Source organism: Micromonospora sp. NPDC051543, from assembly GCF_044454415.1.
Taxonomy (GTDB): Bacteria; Actinomycetota; Actinomycetes; order Mycobacteriales; family Micromonosporaceae; genus Micromonospora.
The window spans coordinates 51,359-77,599 of sequence record NZ_JBITDT010000006.1 but is presented as its reverse complement, the minus strand read 5'-3'; the positions used below and the strand labels follow the sequence as shown (position 1 = coordinate 77,599).

The 26,241-nt window shown below is 72.3% G+C and carries 22 protein-coding genes; 14 read left to right on the top strand and 8 right to left on the bottom strand.

Annotated features, from left to right (window positions below; all coding sequences use genetic code 11):
- Positions 1-66: 66 nt before the first annotated feature.
- Positions 67-879 (top strand): hypothetical protein, encoded by an 813-nt coding sequence (locus ACIA3K_RS12555; protein ID WP_396800914.1) that lies wholly within the window; start codon positions 67-69, stop codon positions 877-879.
- Between the two features lie 234 nt (positions 880-1,113).
- Positions 1,114-1,965, top strand: coding sequence for a hypothetical protein (locus ACIA3K_RS12550; RefSeq protein WP_396800913.1), 852 nt, complete (start codon positions 1,114-1,116; stop codon positions 1,963-1,965).
- Between the two features lie 41 nt (positions 1,966-2,006).
- On the opposite strand, the gene ACIA3K_RS12545 is transcribed toward ACIA3K_RS12550, so the two are convergent.
- Positions 2,007-2,228, bottom strand: a complete 222-nt coding sequence (locus tag ACIA3K_RS12545; RefSeq protein ID WP_396800912.1) for an exodeoxyribonuclease VII small subunit — start codon at positions 2,226-2,228, stop codon at positions 2,007-2,009.
- Between the two features lie 30 nt (positions 2,229-2,258).
- Positions 2,259-3,509, bottom strand: a complete 1,251-nt coding sequence (gene xseA, locus ACIA3K_RS12540; RefSeq protein WP_396801282.1) for an exodeoxyribonuclease VII large subunit — start codon at positions 3,507-3,509, stop codon at positions 2,259-2,261.
- Positions 3,510-3,650: 141 nt separating this feature from the next.
- Between xseA and ACIA3K_RS12535 the strand changes: the two genes are divergently transcribed.
- Positions 3,651-4,625 (top strand): 4-hydroxy-3-methylbut-2-enyl diphosphate reductase, encoded by a 975-nt coding sequence (locus tag ACIA3K_RS12535; protein WP_396800911.1) that lies wholly within the window; start codon positions 3,651-3,653, stop codon positions 4,623-4,625.
- Positions 4,626-4,682: 57 nt separating this feature from the next.
- Positions 4,683-5,111 (top strand): hypothetical protein, encoded by a 429-nt coding sequence (locus ACIA3K_RS12530; RefSeq protein WP_396800910.1) that lies wholly within the window; start codon positions 4,683-4,685, stop codon positions 5,109-5,111.
- Positions 5,112-5,125: 14 nt separating this feature from the next.
- On the opposite strand, the gene ACIA3K_RS12525 is transcribed toward ACIA3K_RS12530, so the two are convergent.
- Positions 5,126-6,274, bottom strand: coding sequence for a DNA recombination protein RmuC (locus ACIA3K_RS12525; protein WP_396800908.1), 1,149 nt, complete (start codon positions 6,272-6,274; stop codon positions 5,126-5,128).
- Positions 6,275-6,328: 54 nt separating this feature from the next.
- Between ACIA3K_RS12525 and ACIA3K_RS12520 the strand changes: the two genes are divergently transcribed.
- Complete coding sequence (locus tag ACIA3K_RS12520) at positions 6,329-7,180, top strand: hypothetical protein (protein ID WP_396800907.1); 852 nt, start codon at positions 6,329-6,331, stop codon at positions 7,178-7,180.
- Between the two features lie 174 nt (positions 7,181-7,354).
- Here ACIA3K_RS12520 and ppc read toward each other — a convergent pair whose 3' ends face one another.
- The 4 genes from ppc to ACIA3K_RS12500 form a co-directional block, all read right to left on the bottom strand.
- Positions 7,355-10,141 carry a phosphoenolpyruvate carboxylase gene (ppc, locus tag ACIA3K_RS12515; protein WP_355048859.1) on the bottom strand — a complete coding sequence of 929 codons (2,787 nt, stop codon included), beginning with the start codon at positions 10,139-10,141 and terminating at the stop codon, positions 7,355-7,357.
- 128 nt (positions 10,142-10,269) lie between these two features.
- On the bottom strand, positions 10,270-11,283 hold the full coding sequence (locus ACIA3K_RS12510; RefSeq protein ID WP_396800905.1) for a hypothetical protein: 1,014 nt from the start codon (positions 11,281-11,283) through the stop codon (positions 10,270-10,272).
- Between the two features lie 273 nt (positions 11,284-11,556).
- On the bottom strand, positions 11,557-12,477 hold the full coding sequence (locus ACIA3K_RS12505; protein WP_396800904.1) for a helix-turn-helix domain-containing protein: 921 nt from the start codon (positions 12,475-12,477) through the stop codon (positions 11,557-11,559).
- A 77-nt stretch (positions 12,478-12,554) separates the two neighbouring features.
- Complete coding sequence (locus tag ACIA3K_RS12500) at positions 12,555-13,463, bottom strand: cyclase family protein (protein ID WP_396800902.1); 909 nt, start codon at positions 13,461-13,463, stop codon at positions 12,555-12,557.
- Positions 13,464-13,851: 388 nt separating this feature from the next.
- On the opposite strand from ACIA3K_RS12500, the gene mfd reads away from it, so the two are divergent.
- From mfd to ACIA3K_RS12480, 4 genes are all read left to right on the top strand, one after another.
- Entirely contained in the window at positions 13,852-17,520 is a 3,669-nt protein-coding gene (gene mfd, locus ACIA3K_RS12495; protein WP_396800901.1) for a transcription-repair coupling factor, read from the top strand.
- Between the two features lie 90 nt (positions 17,521-17,610).
- Positions 17,611-18,399, top strand: a complete 789-nt coding sequence (locus ACIA3K_RS12490; RefSeq protein WP_396800900.1) for a hypothetical protein — start codon at positions 17,611-17,613, stop codon at positions 18,397-18,399.
- A 2-nt stretch (positions 18,400-18,401) separates the two neighbouring features.
- Positions 18,402-19,403: a nucleoside triphosphate pyrophosphohydrolase gene (locus ACIA3K_RS12485; protein WP_396800899.1), complete on the top strand. Its 1,002-nt coding sequence runs from the start codon at positions 18,402-18,404 to the stop codon at positions 19,401-19,403.
- 99 nt (positions 19,404-19,502) lie between these two features.
- Positions 19,503-21,122, top strand: coding sequence for a DUF885 domain-containing protein (locus tag ACIA3K_RS12480; protein WP_396800898.1), 1,620 nt, complete (start codon positions 19,503-19,505; stop codon positions 21,120-21,122).
- Between the two features lie 67 nt (positions 21,123-21,189).
- On the opposite strand, the gene ACIA3K_RS12475 is transcribed toward ACIA3K_RS12480, so the two are convergent.
- Positions 21,190-21,882 carry a hypothetical protein gene (locus ACIA3K_RS12475; protein ID WP_396800896.1) on the bottom strand — a complete coding sequence of 231 codons (693 nt, stop codon included), beginning with the start codon at positions 21,880-21,882 and terminating at the stop codon, positions 21,190-21,192.
- A gap of 213 nt (positions 21,883-22,095) precedes the next feature.
- Here ACIA3K_RS12475 and eno point away from each other — a divergent pair, with 213 nt between their 5' ends.
- The 5 genes from eno to ACIA3K_RS12450 all read left to right on the top strand — a co-directional run bounded on the left by eno (position 22,096) and on the right by ACIA3K_RS12450 (position 26,191).
- The gene (gene eno / locus ACIA3K_RS12470; protein WP_355048850.1) at positions 22,096-23,379 is read left to right on the top strand and encodes a phosphopyruvate hydratase; all 1,284 of its coding nucleotides are present in this window, start codon (positions 22,096-22,098) and stop codon (positions 23,377-23,379) included.
- Positions 23,380-23,459: 80 nt separating this feature from the next.
- Positions 23,460-24,101, top strand: a complete 642-nt coding sequence (locus ACIA3K_RS12465; protein ID WP_396800895.1) for a septum formation initiator family protein — start codon at positions 23,460-23,462, stop codon at positions 24,099-24,101.
- A 34-nt stretch (positions 24,102-24,135) separates the two neighbouring features.
- Positions 24,136-24,693: a DUF501 domain-containing protein gene (locus ACIA3K_RS12460; RefSeq protein ID WP_396800894.1), complete on the top strand. Its 558-nt coding sequence runs from the start codon at positions 24,136-24,138 to the stop codon at positions 24,691-24,693.
- Complete coding sequence (locus ACIA3K_RS12455) at positions 24,690-25,211, top strand: amino-acid N-acetyltransferase (RefSeq protein ID WP_396800893.1); 522 nt, start codon at positions 24,690-24,692, stop codon at positions 25,209-25,211. The genes ACIA3K_RS12460 and ACIA3K_RS12455 overlap by 4 nt, the downstream gene beginning before the upstream one ends.
- 53 nt (positions 25,212-25,264) lie before the next feature.
- On the top strand, positions 25,265-26,191 hold the full coding sequence (locus ACIA3K_RS12450) for an exopolyphosphatase (RefSeq protein WP_396801280.1): 927 nt from the start codon (positions 25,265-25,267) through the stop codon (positions 26,189-26,191).
- Positions 26,192-26,241: the final 50 nt, after the last annotated feature.

The following is a 26,241-nucleotide window of genomic DNA, read 5'->3' as shown; positions in this document are numbered from 1 at the left end:
TCCCTCGGCTCGGTCCGGCCCGCACACGGGGCCGGGCCACGTCCATCTCTGTGAAGTGAGAACTCAGTGAACATTCGACGGTGGAGCTTCGGCTTCCTCGCCGCCACCCTGCTCGTCCCCGGCCTGGCCGCGTGCAAGTCCGACGCCACCGAGCCGGCCGCCGCCCCCAGCGCGTCCGCTCCGGCCGTACCGGCCGACCCGAAGGAGGCGCTGCTCGCCTCCACGAAGGAGATGGCCAAGGGCGACTTCACGTTCACCATCGCGGGCGCCGACCTGACCGGCGGTGGCCTGGTGCACAAGCCCAGCAACAGCGCGCAGTTGACCATGAAGATGGGCGACGCCTCCCAGGACGTGTCGATGGAGATGGACCTCATCTACATCGACACGGAGAGCTGGGTGCGGATGGAGATCGGCGGCGCCATGGCGGCCATGGTCCCCGAGCTGGCGAAGAACAAGGGCAAGTACCAGCACCTCGACAAGACCAAGGCCAAGGAGATCAAGGACCTCCAGCTCGACCCGGAGACGCTCGACCCGATCGACAGCGAGACCCTGGTCAAGGGCGTGACCGAGGTGCAGAAGACCGGCGAGGGCAGCTACGCCGGCAAGATCGACATCAGCGCCTCGGCCGAGTCGGTCGCCCTCGACGAGGACGTGGTCAAGGCGCTGGGCGCCCAGGCCAAGGCGCTGCCGTTCACCGCCAAGCTGGACCCGCAGGGCCGCCTCACCGAGCTGGTCATCTCGGTGCCGGCCGCCGGCGAGACCGCCGCCCACGACATCAAGATCGGGTACGCGGGTTACGGCTCCGGCACCGGCGCGCAGAAGCCGCCGGCGGACAAGGTGGTCGAGGCCTCGGCGGAGACGTACGAGATGTTCAAGTAAGCCGCACGGCGGGCCGGGGCGACCACTGGTCACCCCGGCCCGCTCTGTTCGGCACCGGTTGTCCGCAAACAACCGGACAACAAGGGTGATTGCCCGACGCGTCGACAGGGAACAAGAAGAGAGCGATCCGGGCGCGCCGCTCGGTCCGGATCGTGCGACGTGGCCGAAGGGCTGCCGCGTCGCCCGGTTTCCGGCGCCGACCAGGTCGTCGGGTGACCCCCTTGGGAGACACGTATGACTGTTCGACGACTGGGTGCCGGCCTGGTAGCCGCCGCCCTGTTCACGCCCGCCCTGGCCGGCTGCGCCGGTGGCACGACCGGCACGGCCGGGTCAACCGCGTCCCCGACGGTGAGCGCGTCCGGGGCACCGAGCCAGTCCGGCGGTGCGCCGGTGTCCGGCGACGCCAAGCAGGCCCTGCTCGACTCCACCAAGGCCATCAGCGACGGCAACTTCCGGTTCACCCTCTCCGGCGCCGGGTCCACGGCCGAGGGGCAGGTGCACCAGCCGAGTCAGAGCGCCGCGATGAAGTTCGCCATCGGTGGCCCCTCCTCCGACCTGGCCATGAAGCTCGACGTGATCCACGCCAAGCCGGACAGCTGGGTGAAGTTGGAACTGACCGGTCCCACGGCCGACAGCCTGCCCGCCATCAAGCAGCTCAACCTGGGCAAGTACCAGCACCTCGACCAGGCCCGCATCAAGGGCAACAAGAGCCTCGGCTTCGACTTCGAGAAGGTCGACCCGGCCGGCAGCGCGGTGCTGACCCAGGGCATCACCGAGGTCCGCAGCACCGGGACCGGCACGTACGCCGGCACCGTCGACGTCACCAAGGCCGCCGAGGCGGGCTCGCTGAACGCCGCCACGATCGCCGCGCTGGGCACCCAGGCGAAGACGGTCCCGTTCAGCGCGAAGGTCGACCCGCAGGGCCGGCTGAGCGAGCTGGTGCTGCAACTCCCGGCCTCCGGCCAGACCACGGCCCAGGAGATCAAGATGACGTACTCCGACTACGGCTCCGCCACCCCGGCCCAGAAGCCGCCGGCGGACCAGGTCGTCGAGGCGCCCGCCGAGCTGTACAGCCTGTTCAACTGACCGTTCTCGGGTGGGGTGGTTCCGGCCATCCCACCCGAGAATCAGGCGGACGGGTCCTGACGGGCGGCGTCGATTCGCGCCCGCGCGCCGTCCAGCCAGCGCTGGCAGACCACCGCCAGCGCCTCGCCGCGTTCCCACAGCGCCAGCGACTCCTCCAGGGACGTGCCGCCGGCCTCCAGCCGCTCGACCACCGAGGCCAGTTCGGCGCGGGCCTGCTCGTAGCTGAGCCGCTCGTCCGGCCCGGCCTTCGTGTCGTCAGTCATCGCGTCCATCTCAGCACACCCCGGTCGGTGTCACCGCGTCGCCACGTCCCCGTCGACCGTCGCGGCCAGCTCGCCCTCGGCGAGGCGTACCCGTAGCGGGTCGCCCTTGCCGACCTCGGCCGCCGCCCGGACGACGTGCCCGTCGGCGCGCTGCACGATCGCGTACCCCCGGTCGAGCGTCGCGGCGGGGGAGAGGGCGCGCAGTCGGGCGAGGGTGTGCCGCAGGTCGTCGGCGGCGGTCGCGAGCCGGTGATCCAGGCAGCGCCCGGCGCGTTGACGCAGTGCGGCCAGCTCGGTCGCACGGTGCTCCACCATCACCTGGGGCCGGGCCAGCACCGGCCGGGACCGCAGGCTGTCGAGGCGGTGCGACTCCCGGTCGACCAGGTTGCGCACCGCCCGCTGGAGCCGGTGCCGGGCCTGACCGATGAGGCGTACCTCCTCGGTGAGGTCGGGGACCACCCGCTTGGCCGCGTCGGTCGGGGTGGAGGCCCGTAGGTCGGCGACGTAGTCGATCAGCGGCGTGTCCGTCTCGTGGCCGATCGCGCTGACCACCGGGGTACGGCAGCCGAAGACGGCGCGGCACAGAGCCTCGTCGGAGAACGGCAGCAGGTCCTCGATGCCGCCGCCACCCCGGGCGATGATGATCACATCGATGCTCGGGTCCGCGTCCAGGACCTTGAGCGCGTCCACGATCTGCGGCACGGCGGACGTGCCCTGGACGGCCACGTTGACCGTCCGGAACTCCACGGCCGGCCAGCGCCGCCGCGCGTTGGTCAGCACGTCCCGCTCGGCGGCGGACGCACGGCCGGTGATCAGACCGATCCGGCCGGGCAGGAACGGCAGCCGGCGCTTGCGGGCCCGGTCGAACAGCCCTTCGGCGGCGAGCAGCTTCTTGAGCTTCTCCAGCCGGGCCAGCAGCTCACCGAGGCCCACCTGGCGGATCTCGTCGGCCCGCAGGCTCAACGTGCCCCGGGCGGCGTAGAACTCCGGCTTGGCGTGCAGCACCACCCGGGCGCCCTCGCGCAGCTCCGGCGCTCCGGCGTCGAGCACGTCACGGTTGGTGGTGACGGTCAGGCTCAGGTCGGCGGACGGGTCACGCAGGGTCAGGAAGACGGTGGTGGCCCCGGGACGGCGGCTGATCTGCGCCACCTGCCCGTCCACCCACACCCAGCCCAGCTTGGCGATCCACGCCCCGACCTTCTGCGAGACGACGCGAACAGGCCAGGGCTCCTCGGCGCTGCTCCTGCCCTCAGCGCTGCTCCCACCACTCGCCCCACCCACACCACTCACCCCCCAACCCTACGGACGCCCTCGGTGATCAAGAAGTTTGCGTCGGATCCGGGCGCGTTTCTGACGCGAACCTCTTGATCAACGGGATTTGGGCCCGGGTGCGGGGGGACCAGCGGCACGTAGGATGGGGACGTGACTGATCTCCGGAGCGGTAAGCGCGTGCTTTTGGCCAAGCCTCGTGGCTACTGCGCGGGCGTGGACCGCGCCGTGCAGACCGTCGAGGAGGCGCTGAAGCTGTACGGCGCCCCGATCTACGTTCGTAAGCAGATCGTGCACAACAAGCACGTCGTGCAGACCCTGGAGTCGCAGGGCGCGATCTTCGTGGAGGAGAACGAGGAGGTGCCGGAAGGCTCGACCGTCATCTTCTCCGCGCACGGCGTGGCGCCCGAGGTCTACGAGCAGGCGCGGGAGCGTTCGCTGAAGGCCATCGACGCGACCTGCCCACTGGTCACCAAGGTGCACCAGGAGGCAAAGCGGTTCGCCGCCGAGGACTACGACATCCTGCTGATCGGCCACGAGGGGCACGAGGAGGTCGTCGGCACCGCCGGCGAGGCGCCCGCGCACATCCAGCTCGTGGACGGCCCGGACGGCGTCGACAAGATCACCGTGCGTGACCCGGAGAAGGTGGTCTGGCTCTCCCAGACCACGCTCTCGGTGGACGAGACCCTGGAGACGGTGGCCCGGCTCAAGCAGCGGCTGCCACTGCTCCAGTCCCCGCCCAGCGACGACATCTGCTACGCCACCTCAAACCGGCAGCACGTGGTCAAGGAGATCGCCCCGGAGTGTGACGTGGTGATCGTCGTCGGCTCGACGAACTCGTCCAACTCGGTGCGCCTGGTCGAGGTCGCCCTGGACGCCGGCGCCCGCGCCGGTCACCTCATCGACTTCGCCCACGAGATCGACGACGCCTGGCTGGCCGACGCCCGCACGGTCGGCGTGTCCTCCGGCGCGAGCGTCCCCGAGGACCTGGTCCGCGATGTGCTGGCACACCTGGCCGAGCGCGGCTTCGCCGACGTCGAAGAGATCACCACCGCCAACGAACGGCTCACCTTCTCGCTTCCGCAGGAGCTGAAGCGGGACATGAAGGCCGCCGCGGCCCGCGGCTGACACGATCCAGCGCCAGCGCGGTGGAACGCCGGGCCGGTGCCGTACGTCGAAGACGGCATGAGGACCCTTCGGTTCGTCGTCCCCGCCCTGGTCGTCTGCGCGGCGCTGAGCGCCTGCGGTGAAACCGGCGGTCCCGCCACCCCCGCCGGACCGTCGGCGACGACCGGGCAGCCCGCCTCCGCGTCGCCGGGCACCCCCGCGTCGCCCAGTACCCCCGAGTCGCCCAGCACCCCCGCCCCGCCGATCAAGTCGCCGGTCGGGCCCACCGTCCCGCCGCCGGTCGGCGCCACCGAACTCACCGGCACGATCACCGCCGGGGTGGAGCCGAACTGCGTGCTCCTCGACGGCTACCTGCTGGTGGGCGGGCCCCGGGACGTGCTGACCGCCGGCGCCCAGGTGACCGTCACGGGCCGGGTGGAGAAGGGCACGATGACCACCTGCCAGCAGGGCATCCCGTTCGTCGTCGAGAGCGCCAACCGCCGTTAGGACAACGCCCCGCGTCAGCGGTCGACGTCGTTGAGCAGCTCCGGCGCCTGCGGCTGACGCGGGGTCAGCTCGACCTGGGCGGGGGCCGCCAGCTCCTCGTCCGAGACGCCCAGCTCGGCGAGCTTGCGGGCGCTGACCAGCACCCGCGCCTCCAGCGAGCCGACCGCCCGGTTGTACGCGGTCACCGCGCCGGTCAGCGACGATCCGAGCTTGCCCACGTGGTCGCCGAGGGTGGCGAGCCGGCCGTACAGCTCCCGGGCGAGGGTGTGCACCGCCACCGCGTTGCGGGCCAGCGCCTCCTGCCGCCACGAGTAGGCCACCGTGCGCAGCAGCGCGACCAGGGTGGCCGGCGTGGCCAGCACGACGTTGCGGGCAAACGCGTGCTCCAGCAGCGTCGGGTCGCGTTGGAGCGCGACGTCGAGGAACGGGTCGGCCGGCACGAACAGCACCACGAACTCGGGCGAGCTGTCGAACGCGGCCCAGTACGACTTGGCGGCCAGGGCGTCGACGTGCCCGCGCAGGTGTCGGGCGTGCGCGTCGAGGTAGGTGTCCCGGCCGCGCTCGTCGCGGGCCTCCATGGCCGTCAGGTACGCGTCGAAGGGCGCCTTCGCGTCCACCACCACCGACCGGCCGCCGTGCAGGCGTACCACCAGATCCGGGCGGACTACCTGGTCGTCGGTGGCGGCGGTCACCTGCTCGGAGAAGTCGCAGTGCTCCAGCATGCCGGCCGCCTCGACGATCCGGCGCAGTTGGTGCTCGCCCCAGCGGCCCCGCACCTGCGGCGCGCGCAGCGCGGCCACCAGTTGCTTGGTCTCGGTGCGCAGCTCACCGGAGACGACGTTCATCGAGCGGACCTGCTCGCGCAGCTCGGCGTACGCGTCGACGCGGTCGTGTTCCAGCTCGGCCACCCGCTGCTCGTAGCGGCGCAGGGTGTCGTGCAGCGGCGCCACGGCCCGGGCCACCGCCTCCTGGGACTGCGCGGTGGCCTCGTAGCTCAGCGCCCGCATGGACTGCTCCAGCCGTCCCTCGCCCTCACGGGTGGCGGTCAGGGTGGCGTCGAGCCGGGCGATGTCGGCCGCCGACCGGGACCGGGCCGCGAACCAACCCACCGCCCCGCCGGCACCGAGGCACAGGATCACCACCAGTAACGTCGAGACGTCCATCACCGGAGCTTGCCAGACGGGTACGACGTGACACCCGGGGGTACGTTCGTTGACATGGAAGCTCTGCTGTGCCTGGTGGTCGTCTTCGCCGCCGTGGTGGGTGCCGGCCTGCTCGCCTACTCCCGGTCCAACGCCCAGCGGCGTGTCGCGCTCGGCGACGCCCGCGCCGAGGCGCAACGGTGGTACGAGCGCCTCGGCGGCCAGCTGATGACCCTGCAGGGTGAGGAGCCCGCCGTCCGGCAGGCGCTCGCCGACGCGGGGGAGCGCTACAACGCGGCCGGCTCGCAGTTGGAGCAGGCGCGGACGCCGAACCAGTTCGCACTCGCCCGAGAGACCGCTCTGGAGGGGTTGGCGTACATCCGGGCGGCGCGGACCGCGCTGGGCATCGACCCCGGGCCGGAGGTGCCGGCGCTGGCCGCCGCGCGGGGCGTCGGGCAGCTCACCAAGGAGCGCGAGGTCGACGTGCAGGGCCAGACCTTCCGGGCCGGCCCGCAGCCCGGCCGGGACACTCCCTACTACTACCCCGGCGGCCGGTACCAGGGCCGGCCGGTGCCGGCCGGTTGGTACTCGACGCCGTGGTGGAAGACCGCGCTGGGCGCGGGCGCCGGCGTGCTCGGCGGCATGCTGATCGCCGACGCGCTGTTCTCGCCGGCCTTCGCTGATCCGGGCTACGGCTACGACCAGGGCTACCAGGAGGGCTTCGGCGACGGCGCCGACTACGCCGACGACCAGGGCGGCGACGCCGGTGACCAGGGCGGCGACTACGGCGACCAGGGCGGCGACTTCGGTGGCGGCGACCAGGCGGGTGACTTCGGCGGCGGTGACTATGCCGGCGGCGACTTCGGCGGCGGAGGTTTCGGCGGCGGCGACTTCGGTGGTGGCGACTTCGGCGGCGGCGACTGGTGAGCGCCGGCTGGCGCTGACGAGCGTCGGCGCTGACCGGGTGCGCGACCGGTGAGTACCGTGCTGACTGAGTGCGGCGAGCGGTGACCCGCGGGGGCGCGACCCGGGAACGACGCCTGCCGACATGCGAAACGGGCCCCGGTCGACTCGACCGGGGCCCGTTGCCGTGCTGTCTGGTCAGCCGGTGTTGCGCATGCCGGCGGCGATGCCGTTCACGGTGGTGAGCAGCGCCCGTTCCAGGGCCGTGCCGTCGCTGGGAGCGCGTCGACCACCCGGCGCGGTGGCGACCGCCCGGCCCGCCGCGCCCGACTCCCGGTACTGGCGCAGCAGCGCCACCTGGAGGTGGTGCAGCGGCTCCAGGTAGGTGTCCCGCACGGCCAGGGTGCGCTGGAGCACCGGGGAGTTCTCCAGCAGGGCCGGTGAGGCGGTCACGGCCAGCACCTCGCGCTTGGTCAGCTCGTACTCCTGCTCGATCTTCTCGAAGATCGGGTGCAGCTTCTTCGGCACGAGGGTCTCGACGTACCGGCGGGCGATGCTCAGGTCGGTCTTGGTCAGCATCATCTCGACGTTCGACAGGAACGTGCGGAAGAAGTGCCAGTTGCGGTGCATCTCGGCCAGCACGTCCGCGTGTCCGGCCTCGCGGGCGGCGGCCAGGCCCGAACCGACGCCGAACCAGCCCGGCACGATCTGCCGGGTCTGCGTCCAGCCGAACACCCACGGGATGGCCCGCAGCCCGGACAGGCCGGCGCCGGTGTTGGGACGCTTCGCCGGCCGGGAGCCGATGTTCAGCGCGCCGAGCAGTTCGGTGGGGGTGGACGCCCAGAAGTACGCCGGCAGGTCCGGGTCCTCGACGAGCGACCGGTACGACCGGAACGCCGACTCGGACACCACGTCCATCGTCGCGTCCCAGCGTTCCAGCATCTCGGCCGGCTGCCGGGGCGCGGTGTGCAGCAGCGTCGCCTGGAGCACCGCCGCGAGGGTCAGCTCCAGGTTCTCCCGGGCCAGCGAGGGCAGCGTGTACTTGTCGGAGATGACCTCGCCCTGCTCGGTCACCTTGATCGCGCCGTCCAGCGTGCCGTACGGCTGGGCCAGGATCGCCTCGTGGGTCGGGCCACCGCCGCGCCCGACCGTACCGCCGCGACCGTGGAAGAGCCGCAGGTGTACGCCGTGCCGGGCGGCCACGTCACGCAGCGCGCGTTGGGCCCGGTGGATCGACCACTGGCTGGTGGTGATCCCCGCCTCCTTGTTGGAGTCGGAGTAGCCGAGCATGACCTCCTGCACGTCGCCACGGGCCGCGACCAGCGCCCGGTACGCGGGCAGCGACAGCAGCTCGTCGAGGATCTCGCCGCCGGCGTTCAACTCGGCCGGGGTCTCCAACAGCGGTACGAAGCCGATGCGGGCCCGGCCGCTGTGCACGTCGACCAGCCCGGCCTCGCGGGCGAGCACCACGGCGGCGAGCACGTCGTCGACGCCCAGGGTCATCGAGATGATGTACGACTCGATGACCTCCGCGCCGAACCGGTCCTGCGCCTCGCGGATCGTGCTGAACACGTCGAACGTCTTGCGGGCCGACTCGGTCAGCGGGGTGTCCAGGGTGGACAGCGGCCGCCGGCCGGTCAGCTCGTCGGCGAGCAGTTTGGTGCGCTCCAACCGGCTCAACGCCGGGTAGTCCGGCACCTCGCCGACCGCCTCGTAGAGCTGGGTGAGCACCTCGTGGTGCTTCTCGGCGTGCTCCCGGACGTCCATCGTCGCCAGGTGCAGGCCGAACGCGGACACCGTACGGATGGTGGAGGCCAGCCGGCCGACGGCCGTGAGCTGCCCCGAGTTGCGGGCCAGTGACGCGCGCAGCAGGTCCAGGTCGGCGATCAGCTCGGCCGAGCCGCGGTAGTCCCGACCCGGTACGTGGGCCGTGCCCTGGCGCAGCCGCTGCCGGGTGTTGGCCAGCTTGGCCTTCACGCAGCGCGCCTTCAGGCGGTAGGGCTCCTCGGCGTTGACCCGGCGGAACCGGGGCGCCACCTCGGGCAGCGCGTCGAGGTCGGCGGCGAGGCTGGCGGAGAGGTCGAGCGACACCCCGCGCAGCCGACGCGAGACCGACACCTCGTTGATCAGGTGGTCCATCGCCTTCTCGGTGGCGGCGATGCCGTGCTCGTGCTGGATGGTCAGCACCTCGCGGGTGACCGCCGGGGTGACGAACGGGTTGCCGTCGCGGTCGCCGCCGATCCAGGTGCCGAAGCTCAGTGGGCGAGCCGTCGGCGACGTCTCCACGCCGAGGGTGCGCAGCGTGTCGGCCAGGTCGTCGAGCACCTGCGGCGCGGCCTCGGCGTACAGGTCCCGCAGGTAGTAGATGGCGTTGCGGGCCTCGTCGGTCGGATCCGGCCGGTCCAGCCGCAGCTCGTCCGTCTGCCACATGAGGTCCAGCAGCTCGGCCAGCCGGCGGTTGGCCGGCCCCTCGTCGCTCGCGCCGTAGAGGATCGCGTTGGCGGTCTCGGTGTCCAACTCGTCGGCGATGGCCCGCAGCTTCGACAGGATCGAACGGCGGGCCGCCTCGGTGGGGTGGGCGGTGAAGACCGGCCGGACCGCCAGCCGGCGAGCGACCGCGGCGATCTCCTCGGCCGGCACGCCCCGCTCGGCGATCATCTTGGCTGCCTGGTCGAGCCAGCCGCCCTGCACGGCGCGGCGGCGGCGCAGGTCCCGTGCGCGGTGCACCTGCTCGGTGATGTTGGCCAGGTGGAAGTAGGTGGAGAAGGCGCGGGCCAGCTTGGTGCCGGTGGTCACGTCCAGCCCGCCGAGCCGCTGGGCGGCGGCGGGGACGTCGGAGCGTACCTGGGCGCGGATCTCCTCGACGAGGTCGAGCAGCGGGCGGCCCTCCTGGCGGGCCAGGGTCTGGCCGAGGAGGGTGCCGAGCCGGCGGATGTCGGCGCGCAGCGCGGCGTCCGGGCCGTCGTGGTCGTGCTGGTCGGTCACGATGCGCTCCTTACGTGAGTACGAAGGACAGCGCTGTCCGACTCCCTGGATGGTATCCGCGTCTGGCCCTCCGGTAGGAGGGGCTTCGGGCGCGCCGCGTCGTGAGACGGAACACCTCGGAGATCACCTCAGGGTCTTGCGCGGGTGCGTGCCCGGCCTCCCCGCACCACGGTCGCGGCCAGAAGGGCCGCCAGGGCGACCACCGCCCACAGCGCCAGTCCGGTCAGGGGCCAGCCGATCGACCGTCGGTCGAAGTAGACCGCCGACTTGACCAGATCGGTGGCGAGCCCGGGCACGTTCCACCTGTGCATACCGCGCAGCCAGGTGGGCAGGAACTCCGGGGCGTAGATGCCGCCGGAACCCGGATTGCCGAGCACCACCAGCAGCAGGATCACCAGTCCGGTGCCGAGCACGCCCAACCAGCCCTGCACGGCGGCGGCCACCATCGCGGCCGCGAAGGCGGCGAGCATGCCGGCGCCGGCGACGGCCGGCAGGTCGTGGTGCCAGACGTCCAGCACCGGGCCGACGATCACCGCGCCGGCGATGCCGAGCACGACGCTGTAGACGGCGAGCGCCCCGATCCGTACGCCCGCGCGGCGCAGGGTGCGCGGGGTGGTGCCGACGGAGATGCCCAGCGCGGTCGAGGCCAGGTACCCGCCGAGGACGCACCCGATCGCCAGGTAGAACGGGACCAGACCGCGCGGGTCGGTGTCGGCGACCGGCACCTCGTCGGCCACCCGCAGTGGCATCCGGGCCTGCTCGGCGGCGGCGGTGAGGACCTGGACGACGACCTCGGTGGCGGCCGGCGCGCTGGCGCTGGCGGTGGTCAGGACGAACCCGCCGTCGGGGGTGGAGTTGAGTACCCCGTACACCTCACGGCTGGTCAGACCGTCGTCGGCGGCGCCCGGATCGGCGTACTCGACGGCCTTGATCGTGTTGGTCCGGTCGCGAACGGCGGTCAGGACCGTTCGCGCGGCCTGGTCGCCGCTCGCCACGCCGACCGGCACGTCGCGGGGGTGGGGTTGGTGCAGGGCGCCGACGTAGGCGGCGATGAACCCGACGGCCAGCGCCAGGGTGCCGAGCAGCAGGCCGGCGGTACGGGGGATCTGGTCGCGTAGTCGGACCTCCGGCGACTCATCCACCAGGTCAGCCTAGGGTGCCGTTTGCGCAGTTTGCGGCGTTTCTGTCGGCGTGCGTTCGATGCTGATCGCCGTCCGGGGGAACGAGCAATTTTCTTCAAGACCTGTTCAAGCTCTCGCGGCGACGATGGTTCTCGTCGGTCCGGAGGTCACCCCGCCCAGGGTGCCGACCCGGAGCACGCGGGCCTGTTCGGGGAGGCCCGAAGCCCGGCCGGGCCCGCGCCCGTGGAGGTGCCGTACACCCCCAGGTACGGCACCTCCATCCCGCGTCCGGGGTCAGGCGGTGACGGTCGGGTCCGTTCCGGCGGTGGCGAGCAGTCGACGCAGGCGCGCGGGTGGATGACCCACCTGCTCGCGGACCACCCGGGTCAGGTGCGCCTGGTCGGCGAAGCCGTACTCGGCGGCGAGCGCGCCCAGCGGACGGCCGTCGGGCTCGGCGAGGGTGTCCAGTACGGCGCGTACCCGCAGGCGGTTGCGGTAGGCGGTCAGGCTGCTGCCGGTCACCCGCTGGAACACCCGGCTGAGGTGGTGCGGTGAGCTGCCCACCTCCCGGGCCACCTCGCCCAGGCCGAGTGTGAAGCCGGAGTGGGCCAGCACCTCGCGCGCCCGGTCGGCGAGCCGCCGATGCGCGGCCAGCGTCGCCGGCCGTCGGCGGACGGCCCGCTCGATCTCGGCGTCCACCTCGTCGGCCGCGAGGTCGCTGTGGTGCAGCAGGCGGGCCAGGAACCGCTGGAGCCGTTCGGCCATCTCGAACCCGTCGAGCCCGCGCCGGAACTCGGCCACCAGCAGCCGGTGGGCCAGGTCCAGCGTGGCGTCCGAGGTGCCCGCCCACCCGCTCCGGTCCATCCAGCGCTGGGCGTCCGGCCGTTCCGCCAGCACCGACGGATCGATCTCCAAGCAGGTGTACGAGTCGCCGCAGCCGAACGGGTGCGCCACGGCCATGTCGTCCCCGGGCCGGGTGAGCAGCACCGAGGTGGCGTCGGAGAGCTCGACCTGCCCGTTGAGCCGACGCCGGTACGCCCCGGACCGACCCAGCATGATCTTGTGGTGATCCTGGGTGACCGTCTCCGTCCACCCGTGGTTCTCGACGATGCAGCGCACCTGGTAGATCAGCATTCCGTCCGGATGCCCCAGCACCCGCCAACGGGCGGGGGTGGTGTGGCGCCGCGGATCACTACCGAACTGCTCAGCGGGCATCGCGTCCCTCGACTTCCGATCTGCTCGGCATCGCACGGCGGCTCGTGACCGCACGGGGCTTCGTGACCGCCAAGGCCTCAGCTCTCGACCACGGCGAAGGCGCGGACCGGGAAGGTGCCCATCCCGGCCACCATCGGCGGCGCCGCGGTGAACCGGAACCCGGTCGGCGGCAGCGCGTCCAGGCCGGTCAGGTGCTCCACGACCGGGATGCCGGCGGCGAGCAGGATGCTGTGCGCGGGGCGTACGCCGTTCGCCGCCGGGGTCATGTCGTCGATGTTGATCGAGTCGATGCCGACCAGGGCCGCGCCCGCGTCGGCCAGTGCCCGGGCGCCGTCCTCGCTCAGGTACGGCGCCTCCGGCGCGGCGTACCGCTCGGCGCCGAAGTGCGCGTCCCACCCGGTGTGCAGCAGCACCGCACGCCCGGTCACCTCGTACGGCGCCAGCATCAGCCGATCCACGGCCCGGGTGTCGGCCGGTACCCGGACCACCACCCCGGGCAGATCGGCGAGGCGGTCCAACGGCACCCCGGTCAGATCGTCGCGACCGGCCCAGCGGTGGGCGGGGGTGTCCACGTACGTGCCGGTGTTGGCGATCAGGTCGATCCGGGCCACGTGGAACTCGGTGCCCGGCGCGTACCGCTCCCGGGACGCCGCGTACGTCAGCCAGTCGGTGATCCGCGGGCCCGGCCACCCGGGCAGGGTGGTCATCCCGTCGCTGATGACGTGGCTCAACTCCACCAACCGACGACGGCCGCCGGCCGTGGCGACGGCGCGGCCACCCTTGTGCGGTTCCTCGATCATCGTCTTCGCGCTGATCCGGACCTCGGCGACCATGAGCAGCCCGAGATGCCGGACGAAGAGCGCGGCGAGGTCGTCGTCGCTGATCTCCGGCCCCGGGACGTCCAGCCGGAAACCCTCCGTACGCAGCCCGCCGTCGTTGGCGAAGCTCACCTCCGCGTCGAACTGCGCCCGCCACTGCTCACCCATCCCCGCACTCGACCATGACGCCCGGCGGCGGTCAAGATCCCCGCGGAATCGTGCCGTCCGCATGGGCGCGCCGCGCAAGATCCGCGCAACTTCACCGTTGTTGCTGCCTCCGGCGCATCTGAGGCAGCAACATCCCCGAAGTTGTGAGGATCTTGGGCGCGGGGCGCGGGGCGCGGGGCGCGGGGCGCGGGGCGCGGGGCGCGGGGCGCGGGGCGCGGGGCGCGGGGCGCGGGGCGCGGGGCGCGGGGCGCGGCACGTGGGACCTGGGACCTGGGCGGAACGGGGTGGGTGTCGGTCGACGGAGATAGGCTTGTGGGGCGTGCACCCCCCGTCCGGCTGGGCGAGGGGCCCGCCGTCGTGTGCGTCGACTCCCCCGGAAAGGACTGCCTTGCTCACCGGTCTGTTCTCCGCCGCCCTGGCCGATCCCGGGCTGGCCCGGGCGCGTGACCTGGCGCGCTCCGGTGCCGCCCAGGTCGACGGCCTCGACATCACCGCTCCCGCCGCGCTGCGCCCGTTCGCCGTCGCGGCCGTCGCCGCGGACACCACCGACGCCGGCCCCGGCAGCACCGCCGCGGGCAGCGGTGGCGGCGCCGGACGACCCGTGCTGGCCGTGACCGCCACCACCCGCGAGGCCGACGACCTGGCCGCCGCGCTCGGTGGGCTGCTGCCGCCGGAGCAGGTGGTGGTCTTTCCCTCCTGGGAGACGCTGCCGCACGAACGGCTCTCCCCCCGATCGGACACGGTGGGCCGACGGCTGGCCGTGCTGCGCCGCCTCGCGCACCCCGAGTCGGCCGACGCGCACGGCCGCACCGGCCCCCTGCGGGTGGTGGTCGCCCCGGTCCGGTCGCTGCTGCAACCGCAGCTCAAGGGCCTCGGTGACCTCGAGCCGGTGCAGCTCGCCGCCGGCGAGGAAGCCGATCTGGAGGAGGTCGCCCACCGCCTGGTCGACATGGCGTACGCCCGGGTCGACCTGGTCACCAAGCGCGGCGAGTTCGCGGTGCGCGGCGGCATCCTGGACGTCTTCCCGCCCACCGACGAGCACCCGTCCCGGGTCGAGTTCTGGGGCGACGAGGTGGAGGAGATCCGCACCTTCGCGGTCGCCGACCAGCGCACCATCGAGCAGGTTCCGCTGCTCTGGGCGCCGCCCTGCCGGGAGCTGCTGCTGACCCCGGCGGTGCGCGAGCGGGCCGCCGCGCTCGCCGAGCAGCACCCCGAGCTGGCCGAGATCCTGGACAAGCTGGCCGAGGGCATCCCGGTGGAGGGGATGGAGTCGCTGGCCCCGGTGCTGGTCGGCCCCGACTCGCTGGAGCTGCTGCTGGACGCGATGCCGGCCGGCACCCACGTCCTGCTGTGCGACCCGGAGCGCATTCGCACGAGGGCGCACGATCTGGTGCGTACCTCTGAAGAGTTCCTGCAGGCCTCCTGGGCCGCCGCCGCGGTCGGCGGCCAGGCCCCGGTGGACGTCGGCGCCGCCGCCTTCCGCACCCTGGCCGAGGTACGTGCCACCGCCGGCGCGCTCCGCCAGCCCTGGTGGACGCTGTCCCCGTTCGGCCTGGTGGAGGCGGAGACGGCCGAGGTGCGGCAGCCCTGGGAGGACGCCCCCGAGCAGGCCAGCGTCACCCCGGACGACGCCATCGCGGTGACCCTCGCCGCCCAGCCCGCCCCGCTCTACCACGGCGAGACCGCGCGGGTCGTCGACGACCTCAAGCGCTGGGCCGGCGAGGGCTGGTCGATCGCGCTGGTCTTTGAGGGGCACGGCCCCGCCCAGCGTGCCGTGGAGGTCCTGCGCGATGCGGGCCTGGGCGCGCGGCTCACCGAGGAGGTGCCCACCGCACCCCCGCCCGGCGACGTGGTCGTCACCTGCGGCGCTCTGACCAGCGGATTCGTCGACGAGGCGTCCCGTTTCGTGCTGCTGACCGGCAACGACGTGACCGGTGGCCGGGGCACCTCGACGCGGGACATGCGCAAGATGCCGAGCCGCCGGCGCAACACGATCGACCCGCTGGAGCTCAAGGCCGGCGACTACGTGGTGCACGAGCAGCACGGCATCGGTCGGTACGTCGAGCTGGTGCAGCGCACCGTCAACGGCGCCAGCCGGGAATACCTGGTCATCGAGTACGCGGCCAGCAAGCGCGGCCAGCCCGGTGACCGGCTGTTCGTGCCCACCGACCAGCTGGACCAGCTCTCCCGGTACGTGGGCGGTGAGCAGCCGGCCCTGCACAAGATGGGCGGCTCGGACTGGCAGAAGTCCAAGGCCCGGGCCCGCAAGGCGGTCCGGGAGATCGCCGCGCAGCTCATCCAGCTCTACGCCGCGCGTAAGGCGTCCAAGGGCCACTCGTTCGGCCCGGACACCCCGTGGCAGCGGGAGTTGGAGGACGCGTTCCCCTGGCAGGAGACGCCCGACCAGCTCGCCGCGATCGACGAGGTCAAGCGGGACATGGAGCAGACCGTTCCGATGGACCGGTTGATCTGTGGCGACGTCGGCTACGGCAAGACCGAGATCGCGGTGCGGGCGGCGTTCAAGGCCGTGCAGGACGGTAAGCAGGTGGCCGTGCTCGTGCCGACGACCCTGCTGGTGCAGCAGCACTACAACACGTTCGCCGAGCGGATGAGCCAGTTCCCGGTGCAGATCCGGCAGCTCTCCCGGTTCCAGACGGCGAAGGAGACCGAGCGGACGCTGGAGATGGTCGCCGACGGCACCGTCGACATCGTCATCGGCACGCACCGGTTGTTGCAGACCGCCACCCGGTTCAAGCAGCTCGGGCTGGTGATCGTCGACGAGGAGCAGCGGTTCGGCGTCGAGCACAAGGAGCACCTGAAGACGCTGCGCGCCTCGGTGGACGTGCTGAGCATGTCGGCGACCCCGATCCCGCGGACCCTGGAGATGGCCATCACCGGCATCCGGGAGATGTCCACCATCGCCACCCCGCCGGAGGAGCGGCACCCGGTGCTCACCTTCGTGGGCGCGCAGGACGACCGGCAGGTCGCCGCGTCCATCCACCGTGAGCTGCTGCGCGACGGGCAGGTCTTCTACCTGCACAACCGGGTCGAGTCGATCGACCGGGCGGCGCGGCGGCTGCGCGAGCTGGTGCCCGAGGCCCGGGTCGCCGTCGCGCACGGGCAGATGAGCGAGGAGGCGCTGGAGAAGGTCATGGTCGGCTTCTGGGAGAAGGAGTTCGACGTCCTGGTCTGCACGACCATCGTGGAGTCGGGCATCGACATCCCGAACGCCAACACCCTGATCGTCGAGCGGGCCGACCTGCTCGGCCTGGCCCAGCTGCACCAGATCCGTGGTCGGGTCGGCCGGGGCCGCGAGCGGGCGTACGCGTACTTCCTCTATCCGCCGGAGAAGCCGCTCACCGAGCACGCCCACGAGCGGCTGGCGACCATCGCACAGCACACCGAGCTGGGCGCCGGCATGTACGTGGCCATGAAGGACCTGGAGATCCGGGGTGCCGGCAACCTGCTCGGCGGTGAGCAGTCCGGGCACATCGAGGGCGTCGGCTTCGACCTGTACGTGCGGATGGTCGGCGAGGCGGTCTCCGCGTTCAAGGGCGAGCGCCAGGAGGAGGAGACCGACGTCAAGATCGACCTGCCGATCGACGCGCACCTGCCGCACGACTACGTGAGCGTGGAACGCCTGCGCCTGGAGATGTACCGCAAGCTCGCCGAGGCGCGCGACGAGGACCGCCTGCGCGAGGTCGTCGCCGAGATGACCGACCGGTACGGCGAGCCCCCCGCCCCGGTGCAGAACCTGGTGGCGGTGGCCCGGTTCCGCCTGCTGGCCCGCCGGTACGGCCTGACCGACGTGACCATGCAGGGCAAGCACATCCGGTTCGGTCCGCTGCCGCTGCCCGACTCGAAGCAGTTGCGGCTCAAGCGCTACCACCCGGACGCGGTCTACAAGCAGGCCACCGACCAGGTCAGTGTGCCCCGGCCGAGCACCCGTCGGATCGGCGGCGAACCGCTGCGCGACCAGGCGTTGCTCGAATGGTGCGCGCAACTGCTCTCCGACGTGCTGGGCGCCCCCGCCCCGCTCGCCGCCGCGAGCGCGTGAGACCCGCGTGCGTGTCGGCCGTGACCGCGTGCCGGCGTGGTGAGGTGGGGGCCGTCACAGCGGCCGGGAGGGCATGAGAGAGTGACGGGCATGCGTGCTCGCCGTGTGATCGCCGCCGCCAGCGTCGCGGCTCTGGGTGTCCTCTCCCTCGCCGCGTGCCAGAGGTCCGCGCCGGACGTCGCCGTGTACGTCGGTGACCGGGCCTATTCGCTGGACCGGGTCGACGGGATCTACGACGAGGTGCAGGCGGAGTACGGCGATGTGGTCCGTCAGGCGGCCAGCCAGGCCAGCGCGACGCCGTCGCCCGAGCAGTTGCGGTCGCCCGTCAGCAAGCAGGACGTGGTGAACCTGTTGGTCAGCCTGGAGTTGGGCAAGCGGGTGGCGAAGGCCAAGAACATCCAGGTACCCGACGAGGTCACCCCGCAGCAGTTGGAGCAGAGCCTGCGGGTGCCGGCCTCCACCGAGTACACCAAGCTCTGGGGCGAGTGGGTCGACCTGCTTCAGGCCTTCAACCAGCAGCTTCCGCCGGCCGAGGTGAGCGACGAGTCGGTGATGGCCGTCTACCAGGCGCTGGCCAAGGTCGGGGCGATCCCGGGCGGGCTGCCGGTGGCCGAGGTCCGTCAGCGGTTCGGCGAGGGTGCCTTCGTCGGCAGCGCCACCGCCCTCAGCCTCGCGCTGGAGCAGGAGGCGGACCGGGCCGACGTCTCCATCAACCCGCGCTACCGCGAGGTGGGGGTGCCGTCGCTGGTGAGCACCGGTCAGTCGGTCATCTTCTACGCGCTGCCGTTCATCAACGAAGAGGGCCCGGTCACCGACATCTCCACCCCGGACGCGTCGCCGTCGAGCCCCAACCCAGACGCCGAGGGTACGGCCAGCTGAGCATGACGGCACGGATCGTCCTGCTGGTCACCTCGCCCCGGCTGCCGGCCGGCCTGCTGACCTCGGCCGCCTGGGATGTCGTACGCCAGCATCCGGTGCTGACCGGTGCGGAGAGCGAGTTGACCACGGCCGTGCGGCAGGCGGGCGCCGAGGTGACCGTCGTGGCCGGACCGGCCACGCAGGCGCTGCTGGACACGGTCGCGGCGCACGGTACGGCGGTCTGGCTGGCGGGACCGGCCGGGGACGAGTCGCTGGCCCGGGAGTTGGGCCTGCGGCTGGCCCGGGAACCGGGGCTCGCCGAGATGGAGCTGATGTACGGCTCGTGGGATCCGCCGGGAGCACGGCTGCTCGACGCGGTGGCCGTGCTGGACCGGCTGGCCTCGCCGGGCGGCGACCCGTGGAAGCGGGCGCAGACGCACCGTAGCCTCGCGGGTTACCTGCTGGAGGAGAGCTACGAGGCGTACGACGCGATAAGCGCCGACGACACCGACGCGCTCCGCGAGGAGTTGGGCGACGTGCTGCTCCAGGTGGTGCTGCACGCGCGGCTCGCCGAGGAGTTGCCCGAGGGTGAGCGGTGGAACATCGACGACGTGGCCGGTGGCCTGGTCGACAAGATGATCCGGCGCAATCCGCACGTCTTCGCCGGTGCGGAGGCGGGCACGCTGGAGGACATCACCGCCAACTGGGAGCGGATCAAGCGGGCCGAGAAGGCGCGCGACTCCGTGTTGGACGGTGTTGCGCTCAGCCAACCCGCCCTGTCCCTGGCCGCGCAGATCCTCGACCGCGCCGCCCGCGCCAACCTGACCGTTCCACCCCCACCCGCCGACGCCGAGGCGGACGAGGAGGAGCGCCTAGGCGCCACCCTCCTGTCCCTGGTGTCAGAAGCCCGCCAGGCCAACCTCGACCCGGAGGCGGCCCTGCGCCGCGCGACCCTGACCCACGCCGACGCGATCCGCGCCGCCGAAACCCCACCCCCACCCCCACCCCCACCCCCACCCACCTGACCTCGTCGATCATGAAGTTATTGCCGTGACACGCCGGCGCGGCGGGCAATAACTTCATGATCAACGAGAGCAGTGCGGGGTGGTCGGTAGGGTTGTCCGGTGGAAGCGTTTGGGGTACTGGCTGAGCGGGTTGTCGAGGCACTACTGGAAGCGCGACCGGGGGTTGCCACCTCGGCCGGGGACCATCGGTTCGACGACCGGCTTCCCGATCTGTCCGCCGACGCGTTGGCCGCCGACCGGGTGATGCTCACCGACGCGGCGAACGCGCTGTCCGAACTGGACCCCGACGCGCTGGACGTCGACGAGCAGGTGGACCACGCGCTGCTCACCTCCTTCGTCGACCGGGAGCTGTTCGAGCTCACCGAGATCCGGTCGCACGAGTGGGACCCGCTGGCCCACAACCCCGGCCCGCTGCTGCACCCCCTGCTGGCCCGCCCGTACGCCCCGGCCGAGGTGCGCCTGACGCAGCTCGCCGGCCGGCTCGCCGCCGTACCGGATGCCCTCGCCACCGCACGCGCGACACTGCGAGACATGCCGCGGATCCACGCGGAGACGGCGGTCGGGCAGTTCACCGGCACGGCCGCGCTCATCCGTGACGAGCTGCCGGGGCTGATCGCGCAGGCGCCGGGCGGCTTCGAGAGGGTCGAGCCGGCGGCGACCGCCGCGATCGCCGCGCTGGACGAGTTCGTCGCGTGGCTGCGGACCCGGTTGGCCGCCGACAGCGGTCCGGGCCGCGACCCGCGTCTGGGCCGGCGCCGCTGGGAGGCGCGGCTCTGGCACACCCTCGACACCGAGCTGGGGGCCGCCGAGATCCAGCGTCGGGCCTGGGCCAACCTGGATCGGGTCACCGAGGAGATCCGCGCGGCGGCCGTCGAGCTGGTCGGTGGTCCGGCCGACGACGAGACGGTACGCCGGGCGCTGGACCTGTTGGCCGCCGAGCACCCGGACGACTCGACGATCGTCGAGCTGGCCGGTGTGACCCTGGACGAGGCGACCGACTTCGTCCGGCTGCACGACCTGGTCACCCTGGTCGACGACCGGTGCGTGATCCAGGAGATGCCGGAGTTCGCGCGGGGCGTCGCGGTGGCGTACTGCGACTCGCCCGGCCCGTTGGAGACCGCGGCCGTGCCGACGTTCTACTGCATCGCGCCCACCCCGGCGGACTGGTCGGCGCAGCGTGTCGACTCCTTCTACCGCGAGTACAACGATCACATGGTTCGTAACCTGACCGTGCACGAGGCGATGCCCGGCCACTTCCTTCAGCTCGCCCACGCCCGGCGTCACGTCGGCGGTACGCGCGTGCGGGCGTTGGCCCGCTCCGGCCCGTTCGTCGAGGGCTGGGCCGTGTACGCCGAGGAGCTGATGGCCGGGCTCGGCTTCGGTGGTCTGCCGGTGCGGATGCAGCAGCTCAAGATGCAGCTCCGGATGACCATCAACGCGCTGCTCGACCAGTTGGTGCACGCCGAGGAGCTGCCCGAGGCCGAGGCCATGGCGTTGATGACCGGTCGTGGCTTCCAGGAGGAGGGCGAGGCCGCCGGCAAGTGGCGGCGCTCCCTGCTCACCTCGACGCAGCTCTCCACGTACTTCGTCGGGTACAGCGAAGTGGCCGAGATCGCCGCCGCCCGCCCGGAGGGCGTGTCGACGCGCGACTGGCACGACGCGATGCTCGCCCACGACTGCCCGCCCCCGCGCCACCTGCGCGCCCTGCTCGGCGTCTGACGCCCCACCGGCCCGTCGGGCGGTCACCCGTCGCGCCGGCACAGCCAGCAGGAGCCGGGGTACGGGGTCAGGAGCCGCCGGGGCGGTTGTCCACGACGCCGGCCCCGGCGGGCGGGTCGAACGCGTCCTTCTCGACCGACTCGGAGTAGTCGCTCAACGCCAGCTCCATCGGTTTGCCGTCGACCGAGCCGAGGAAGCTGCCGAGCACACCCTCGGTGGTCACGCAGGCGCTGAAGTCGCCGTCCGAGCGCTGTACCTCGACGCAGGCGGCGTGGTGCCCGGCGACGGTGGTGTCGCTCTGCTTGATCACCGCCTGCGGGTCGAGGGCGGCGGCGGTCAGCAGGCCGACCACCACGGGTGGGGTGACGAGACCCTGCTGGTTCGCCTCGTCGAACAGGGCCACGGTGGGCTTGCTGCCAGGTGTCGGCGGCGGGACGAGCGTGCACACCGTCCGACCGCCGGTCGCCGTGCAGCGGGTGACGGCGTCGGGGGTGACGGTGAGCCGCCCACCCGGGTAGGTGTAGGCGGAGCGGGCCGGGTCCTGCGCCTGGACGATCGCGGCACTCTGGCCGCCGGGCAGTTGGTAGTCGGCCGTGTAGGTCAACTCCAGTGCCCGGTCGAGGCGGGCGGCGAGGTCGTTGACGAGATCCGAGCGACCCATGGCGCTGCCGGCGTCCTCGAATGTCTGACAGCCGGTGACCGTGAGCGACGCGATGACCGACACGGCGAGCATGCGGAGGGTGGTCGTGGCGGCGGGCATGGCGACCAGCCTGGTGGATCTAGTCCGCGCAGCGCAAACCCGTTGCCGGTTGACGCCCGGAAATACGGGAATGTCCGTCACCTCGGGGCGACTCGGGTGCGCGGGCGACGCCGTGTCCGATCTCGTCGCCCGATACGCTGCGTTCAACACCTGCCTCAGCCGCACCGTCGCGGCCCACCCACGGACCGGATCACAACAACGAGGAGCGACTCAGTGGCAACCATCGAGGGAATCGTCGCGCGGGAGATTCTCGACTCGCGGGGCAACCCGACGGTCGAGGTCGAGATCGGCCTGGACGACGGCACGGTGGCCCGCGCCGCGGTGCCCTCCGGCGCCTCCACCGGCGCGTTCGAGGCGATCGAGCTGCGCGACGGTGACGCCGACCGTTACCAGGGCAAGGGCGTGGAGAAGGCGGTCTCCAACGTCGAAGACAAGATCGTCGACCAGCTCATCGGTTACGAGGCCAGCGAGCAGCGGCTCATCGACCAGAAGATGCTCGACATCGACGGCACCGACAGCAAGTCGGAGCTGGGCGCGAACGCCATCCTCGGGGTCTCCCTCGCGGTGGCGAAGGCCGCCGCCAGCAGCGCCGAGCTGAGCCTCTTCCGCTACCTGGGCGGCCCGAACGCGCACCTGCTGCCGGTGCCGATGATGAACATCCTCAACGGTGGCGCGCACGCCGACTCCAACGTCGACGTCCAGGAGTTCATGATCGCGCCGATCGGCGCGCCCACCTTCCGCGAGGCGCTGCGCTCCGGCGCGGAGGTCTACCACGCGCTGAAGTCGGTGCTCAAGAAGAAGGGCCTGTCGACCGGGCTCGGTGACGAGGGTGGCTTCGCGCCGAACCTGCCCACCAACGCGGCTGCCCTGGACCTGATCGCCGAGGCGGTCGAGAAGGCCGGCTACCGGCTCGGCACCGACATCGTGTTCGCGCTCGACGTGGCGGCCACCGAGTTCTTCGAGAACGGCACCTACACCTTCGAGGGCGCCGCGAAGTCCGCCGAGGACATGAGCACCTACTACACCAAGCTCGCCGACGAGTACCCGATCGTGTCGATCGAGGACCCGCTGGCCGAGGACGACTGGTCCGGCTGGCAGACGCTGACCGCGTCGATCGGCGACCGGGTGCAGATCGTCGGTGACGACCTGTTCGTGACCAACCCGCAGCGCATCGCCCGTGGCATCGCGGAGAAGGCCGCCAACGCCGTCCTCGTGAAGGTCAACCAGATCGGTTCGCTGACCGAGACCCTGGACGCGGTGGACCTGGCCCATCGGGCCGGCTTCAAGTGCATGATGAGCCACCGTTCCGGCGAGACCGAGGACACCACCATCGCCGACCTGGCGGTCGCCACCGGCTGTGGTCAGATCAAGACCGGCGCTCCGGCCCGCTCGGACCGGGTCGCCAAGTACAACCAGCTGCTCCGGATCGAGGAGGAGCTGGCCGACGCGGCGCGCTACGCGGGCGCGGGTGCGTTCCCGCGTTACCGTTCGGCCTGAGTGTGGTTGCCGGGAGGCCCCACGTGGGGTCTCCCGGCGCACGTACGCGACAGACGTAGCCTCGGGGGAGGGGTGTGACGATGCAGCGCCGCACACCGGGTGGTCAACGGCCCGCCCGCCGACCGGGTCAGGCCGGCCGGCCGGGTGTCGGGCGGGCCACCCGCGGGTCGCTCCGGGACGCCGGCGTACGCGCCGAACCACGCGGTGCCGCCGGTCGCGCACCGGGCACGGTCCGGGGCGCCGAGGGTGGGCGCTCCGCGAGTCGTCCGGCCGCTGCCCGGCGTACCGCCGCCGGTGGCGGTGCCGTCAAGCGGCTCGCCGCACCCCATCCCCGTCGCTTCACCGGCCGGGCCACCGTCCTGTTCGCGGTGCTGATCGCGCTCGCCCTGGCGTACACCTACCCGGTGCGGGTCTACCTCGACCAGCAGGCCGACATCGAACGGATGGAGGCCGCGCAGACGGCGCAGGAGAAGGAGATCGCCAAGCTCGCCGCCGAGGCCGCCAAGTGGCAGGACGACGAGTTCATCATGACCAAGGCGCGGGAGCGGTTCTTCATGGGCAAGCCGGGCGAGAAGATGATGGTGGTCCTGAACGACGCCGAGGGCGCGGCCCGCGACGCCGGCAAGCCGGCCGGTTCAGGTGCCCCGGAAGGGCCTTCGACCTGGTACGGCACCCTCTGGTCGAGCGTGCGCGCGGCGGACAGCCAGCAGCCGGGCAAGTGATCCACCGACCAGCACACCAGGAGAGACGAGCACCGTGACTGTCGTACCCCCGTCGGAGCCGGCGGCGGATTCCGTACCCCTGCCGCAGCGGGAACCGGCGACCGAGGCCGACCTGGCCGCGGTGGCCGCGCAGCTCGGCCGCCCGCCCCGGGGCACCCGGGCGGTGGCCCACCGTTGCCCGTGCGGCCTGCCCGACGTGGTGGAGACGACGCCCCGCCTCGCCGACGGCACCCCGTTCCCGACGCTGTTCTACCTGACCTGCCCCCGGGCCACCGCGGCGTGCAGCCGGTTGGAGTCGGCGGGGCTGATGCGGGAGATGGCCGACCGGTTGGCGACCGATCCGGAGCTGGCCGCCCGCTACCGGGCGGCGCACGAGGACTACCTCGCCCGCCGGGACGCGATCGGCGAGGTTCCGGAGATCGCCGGCATCTCGGCCGGTGGAATGCCGGGCCGGGTGAAGTGCCTGCACGTGCACCTCGGCCACGCCCTGGGCGCCGGCCCCGGCGTGAACCCCTTCGGCGACGAGACGTTGGCGCTGGTCGAGCCCTGGTGGACGGCCGGGCCGTGCGTGGACCTACCCGACAGCGAATGACCACACAGGCCGAGGGGCAGATCCTGGTGCGGCGTGCCCGCACCCGGGACGTGCGGGGCATCCGCCGGCTGGTCGACACGTACACCGACGACCGGCGGTTGCTCAGCAAGGCAACCGTGACCCTGTACGAGGACGTGCAGGAGTTCCGGGTCGCGGTCCGGGCCGACGACGGCGTCGTGGTGGGCTGCGGGGCGCTGCACGTGATGTGGGAGGACCTGGCCGAGATTCGTACGGTGGCCGTGGATCCGTCCTGCCGGGGCCAGCGGATCGGGTACCGGCTGGTGCGCGAGCTGATCGACGCGGCTCGCGAGTTGGGCGTGGCACGGATCTTCGTCCTGACCTTCGAGACCCAGTTCTTCGGCTCGTTCGGTTTCCGCGAGATCGACGGCGCGCCGGTGCCGCAGCCGGTCTACGAGCAGCTGCTGCGCTCGTACGACGAGGGCGTCGCGGAATTCCTGGACCTGGAGCGGGTCAAGCCCAACACGTTGGGCAACACCCGGATGCTGCTGCGGTTGTAGTGCTCACCGGCGTCGGTGGCGGGCTGTCGTAGGGTTGCCGGGTGACGACGCGTGTGGCGGCCATCGACTGCGGGACGAACTCGATCCGACTGCTGGTCGCCGACCTGCCGGAGGAGTCGGCCGGGCCGCAGGCCCCGCTGGCCGACGTGACCCGGCGGATGGAGATCGTCCGGCTGGGGCAGGGCGTGGACCGGACGGGCCGGCTCGCCCCGGAGGCGATCGAGCGGACCCGGGTGGCGCTCGCGTCGTACGCCGCCGACATCGAGAAGTTCGGCGCCCAGCGGGTACGCATGTGCGCGACCTCGGCTTCGCGGGACGCCGCCAACGCCGCCGACTTCACCGAGATGGTGCGGCAGACCCTCGGCGTCGCGCCCGAGGTGGTGAGCGGCGACGAGGAGGCCCGGCTGTCGTTCACGGGCGCGGTGCGCGGGCTGCCGGCCGACGCCGAGGAGCCGTTCCTCGTCGTCGACATCGGCGGCGGCTCGACCGAGTTCGTGGTCGGTGACCGGGCCGGTCTGCGGTCGGCGATCTCGGTGGACATCGGCTGCGTCCGGATGACCGAACGGCACCTGGCGGGTGATCCGCCGACGCCGGAGCAGGTCGCGGCGGCGGAGGCCGACATCGCCGCCGTCGTGGACCGGGCGCTCGCGGCGGTGCCCGGCCGCGAGGCCGCCACCCTCATCGGCCTCGCCGGTTCGGTCACCACCGTGGTGGCCATCGCTGAGGGCCTGCAGGGGTACGACCCGGAGCGCATCCACTACGCCCGGGTGTCGTACGAGGCGGTGGCTCGGGTGACCACGGACCTGCTGGAGCTGACCAGGGCGCAGCGGCTGGAGATCCCGGTGATACACCCGGGGCGGGCCGACGTCATCGGCGCGGGTGCGCTGGTGCTGCGCGTGATCATGGAGCGGGCCGGCATGCCCTCGGTGGTGGCGTCCGAGCACGACATCCTCGACGGCATCGCCTGGAGCCTCCGGTAGCAGGCCGCGCCTGACCCTGATCGACTCGACATCGCCGATATCGCGGTATC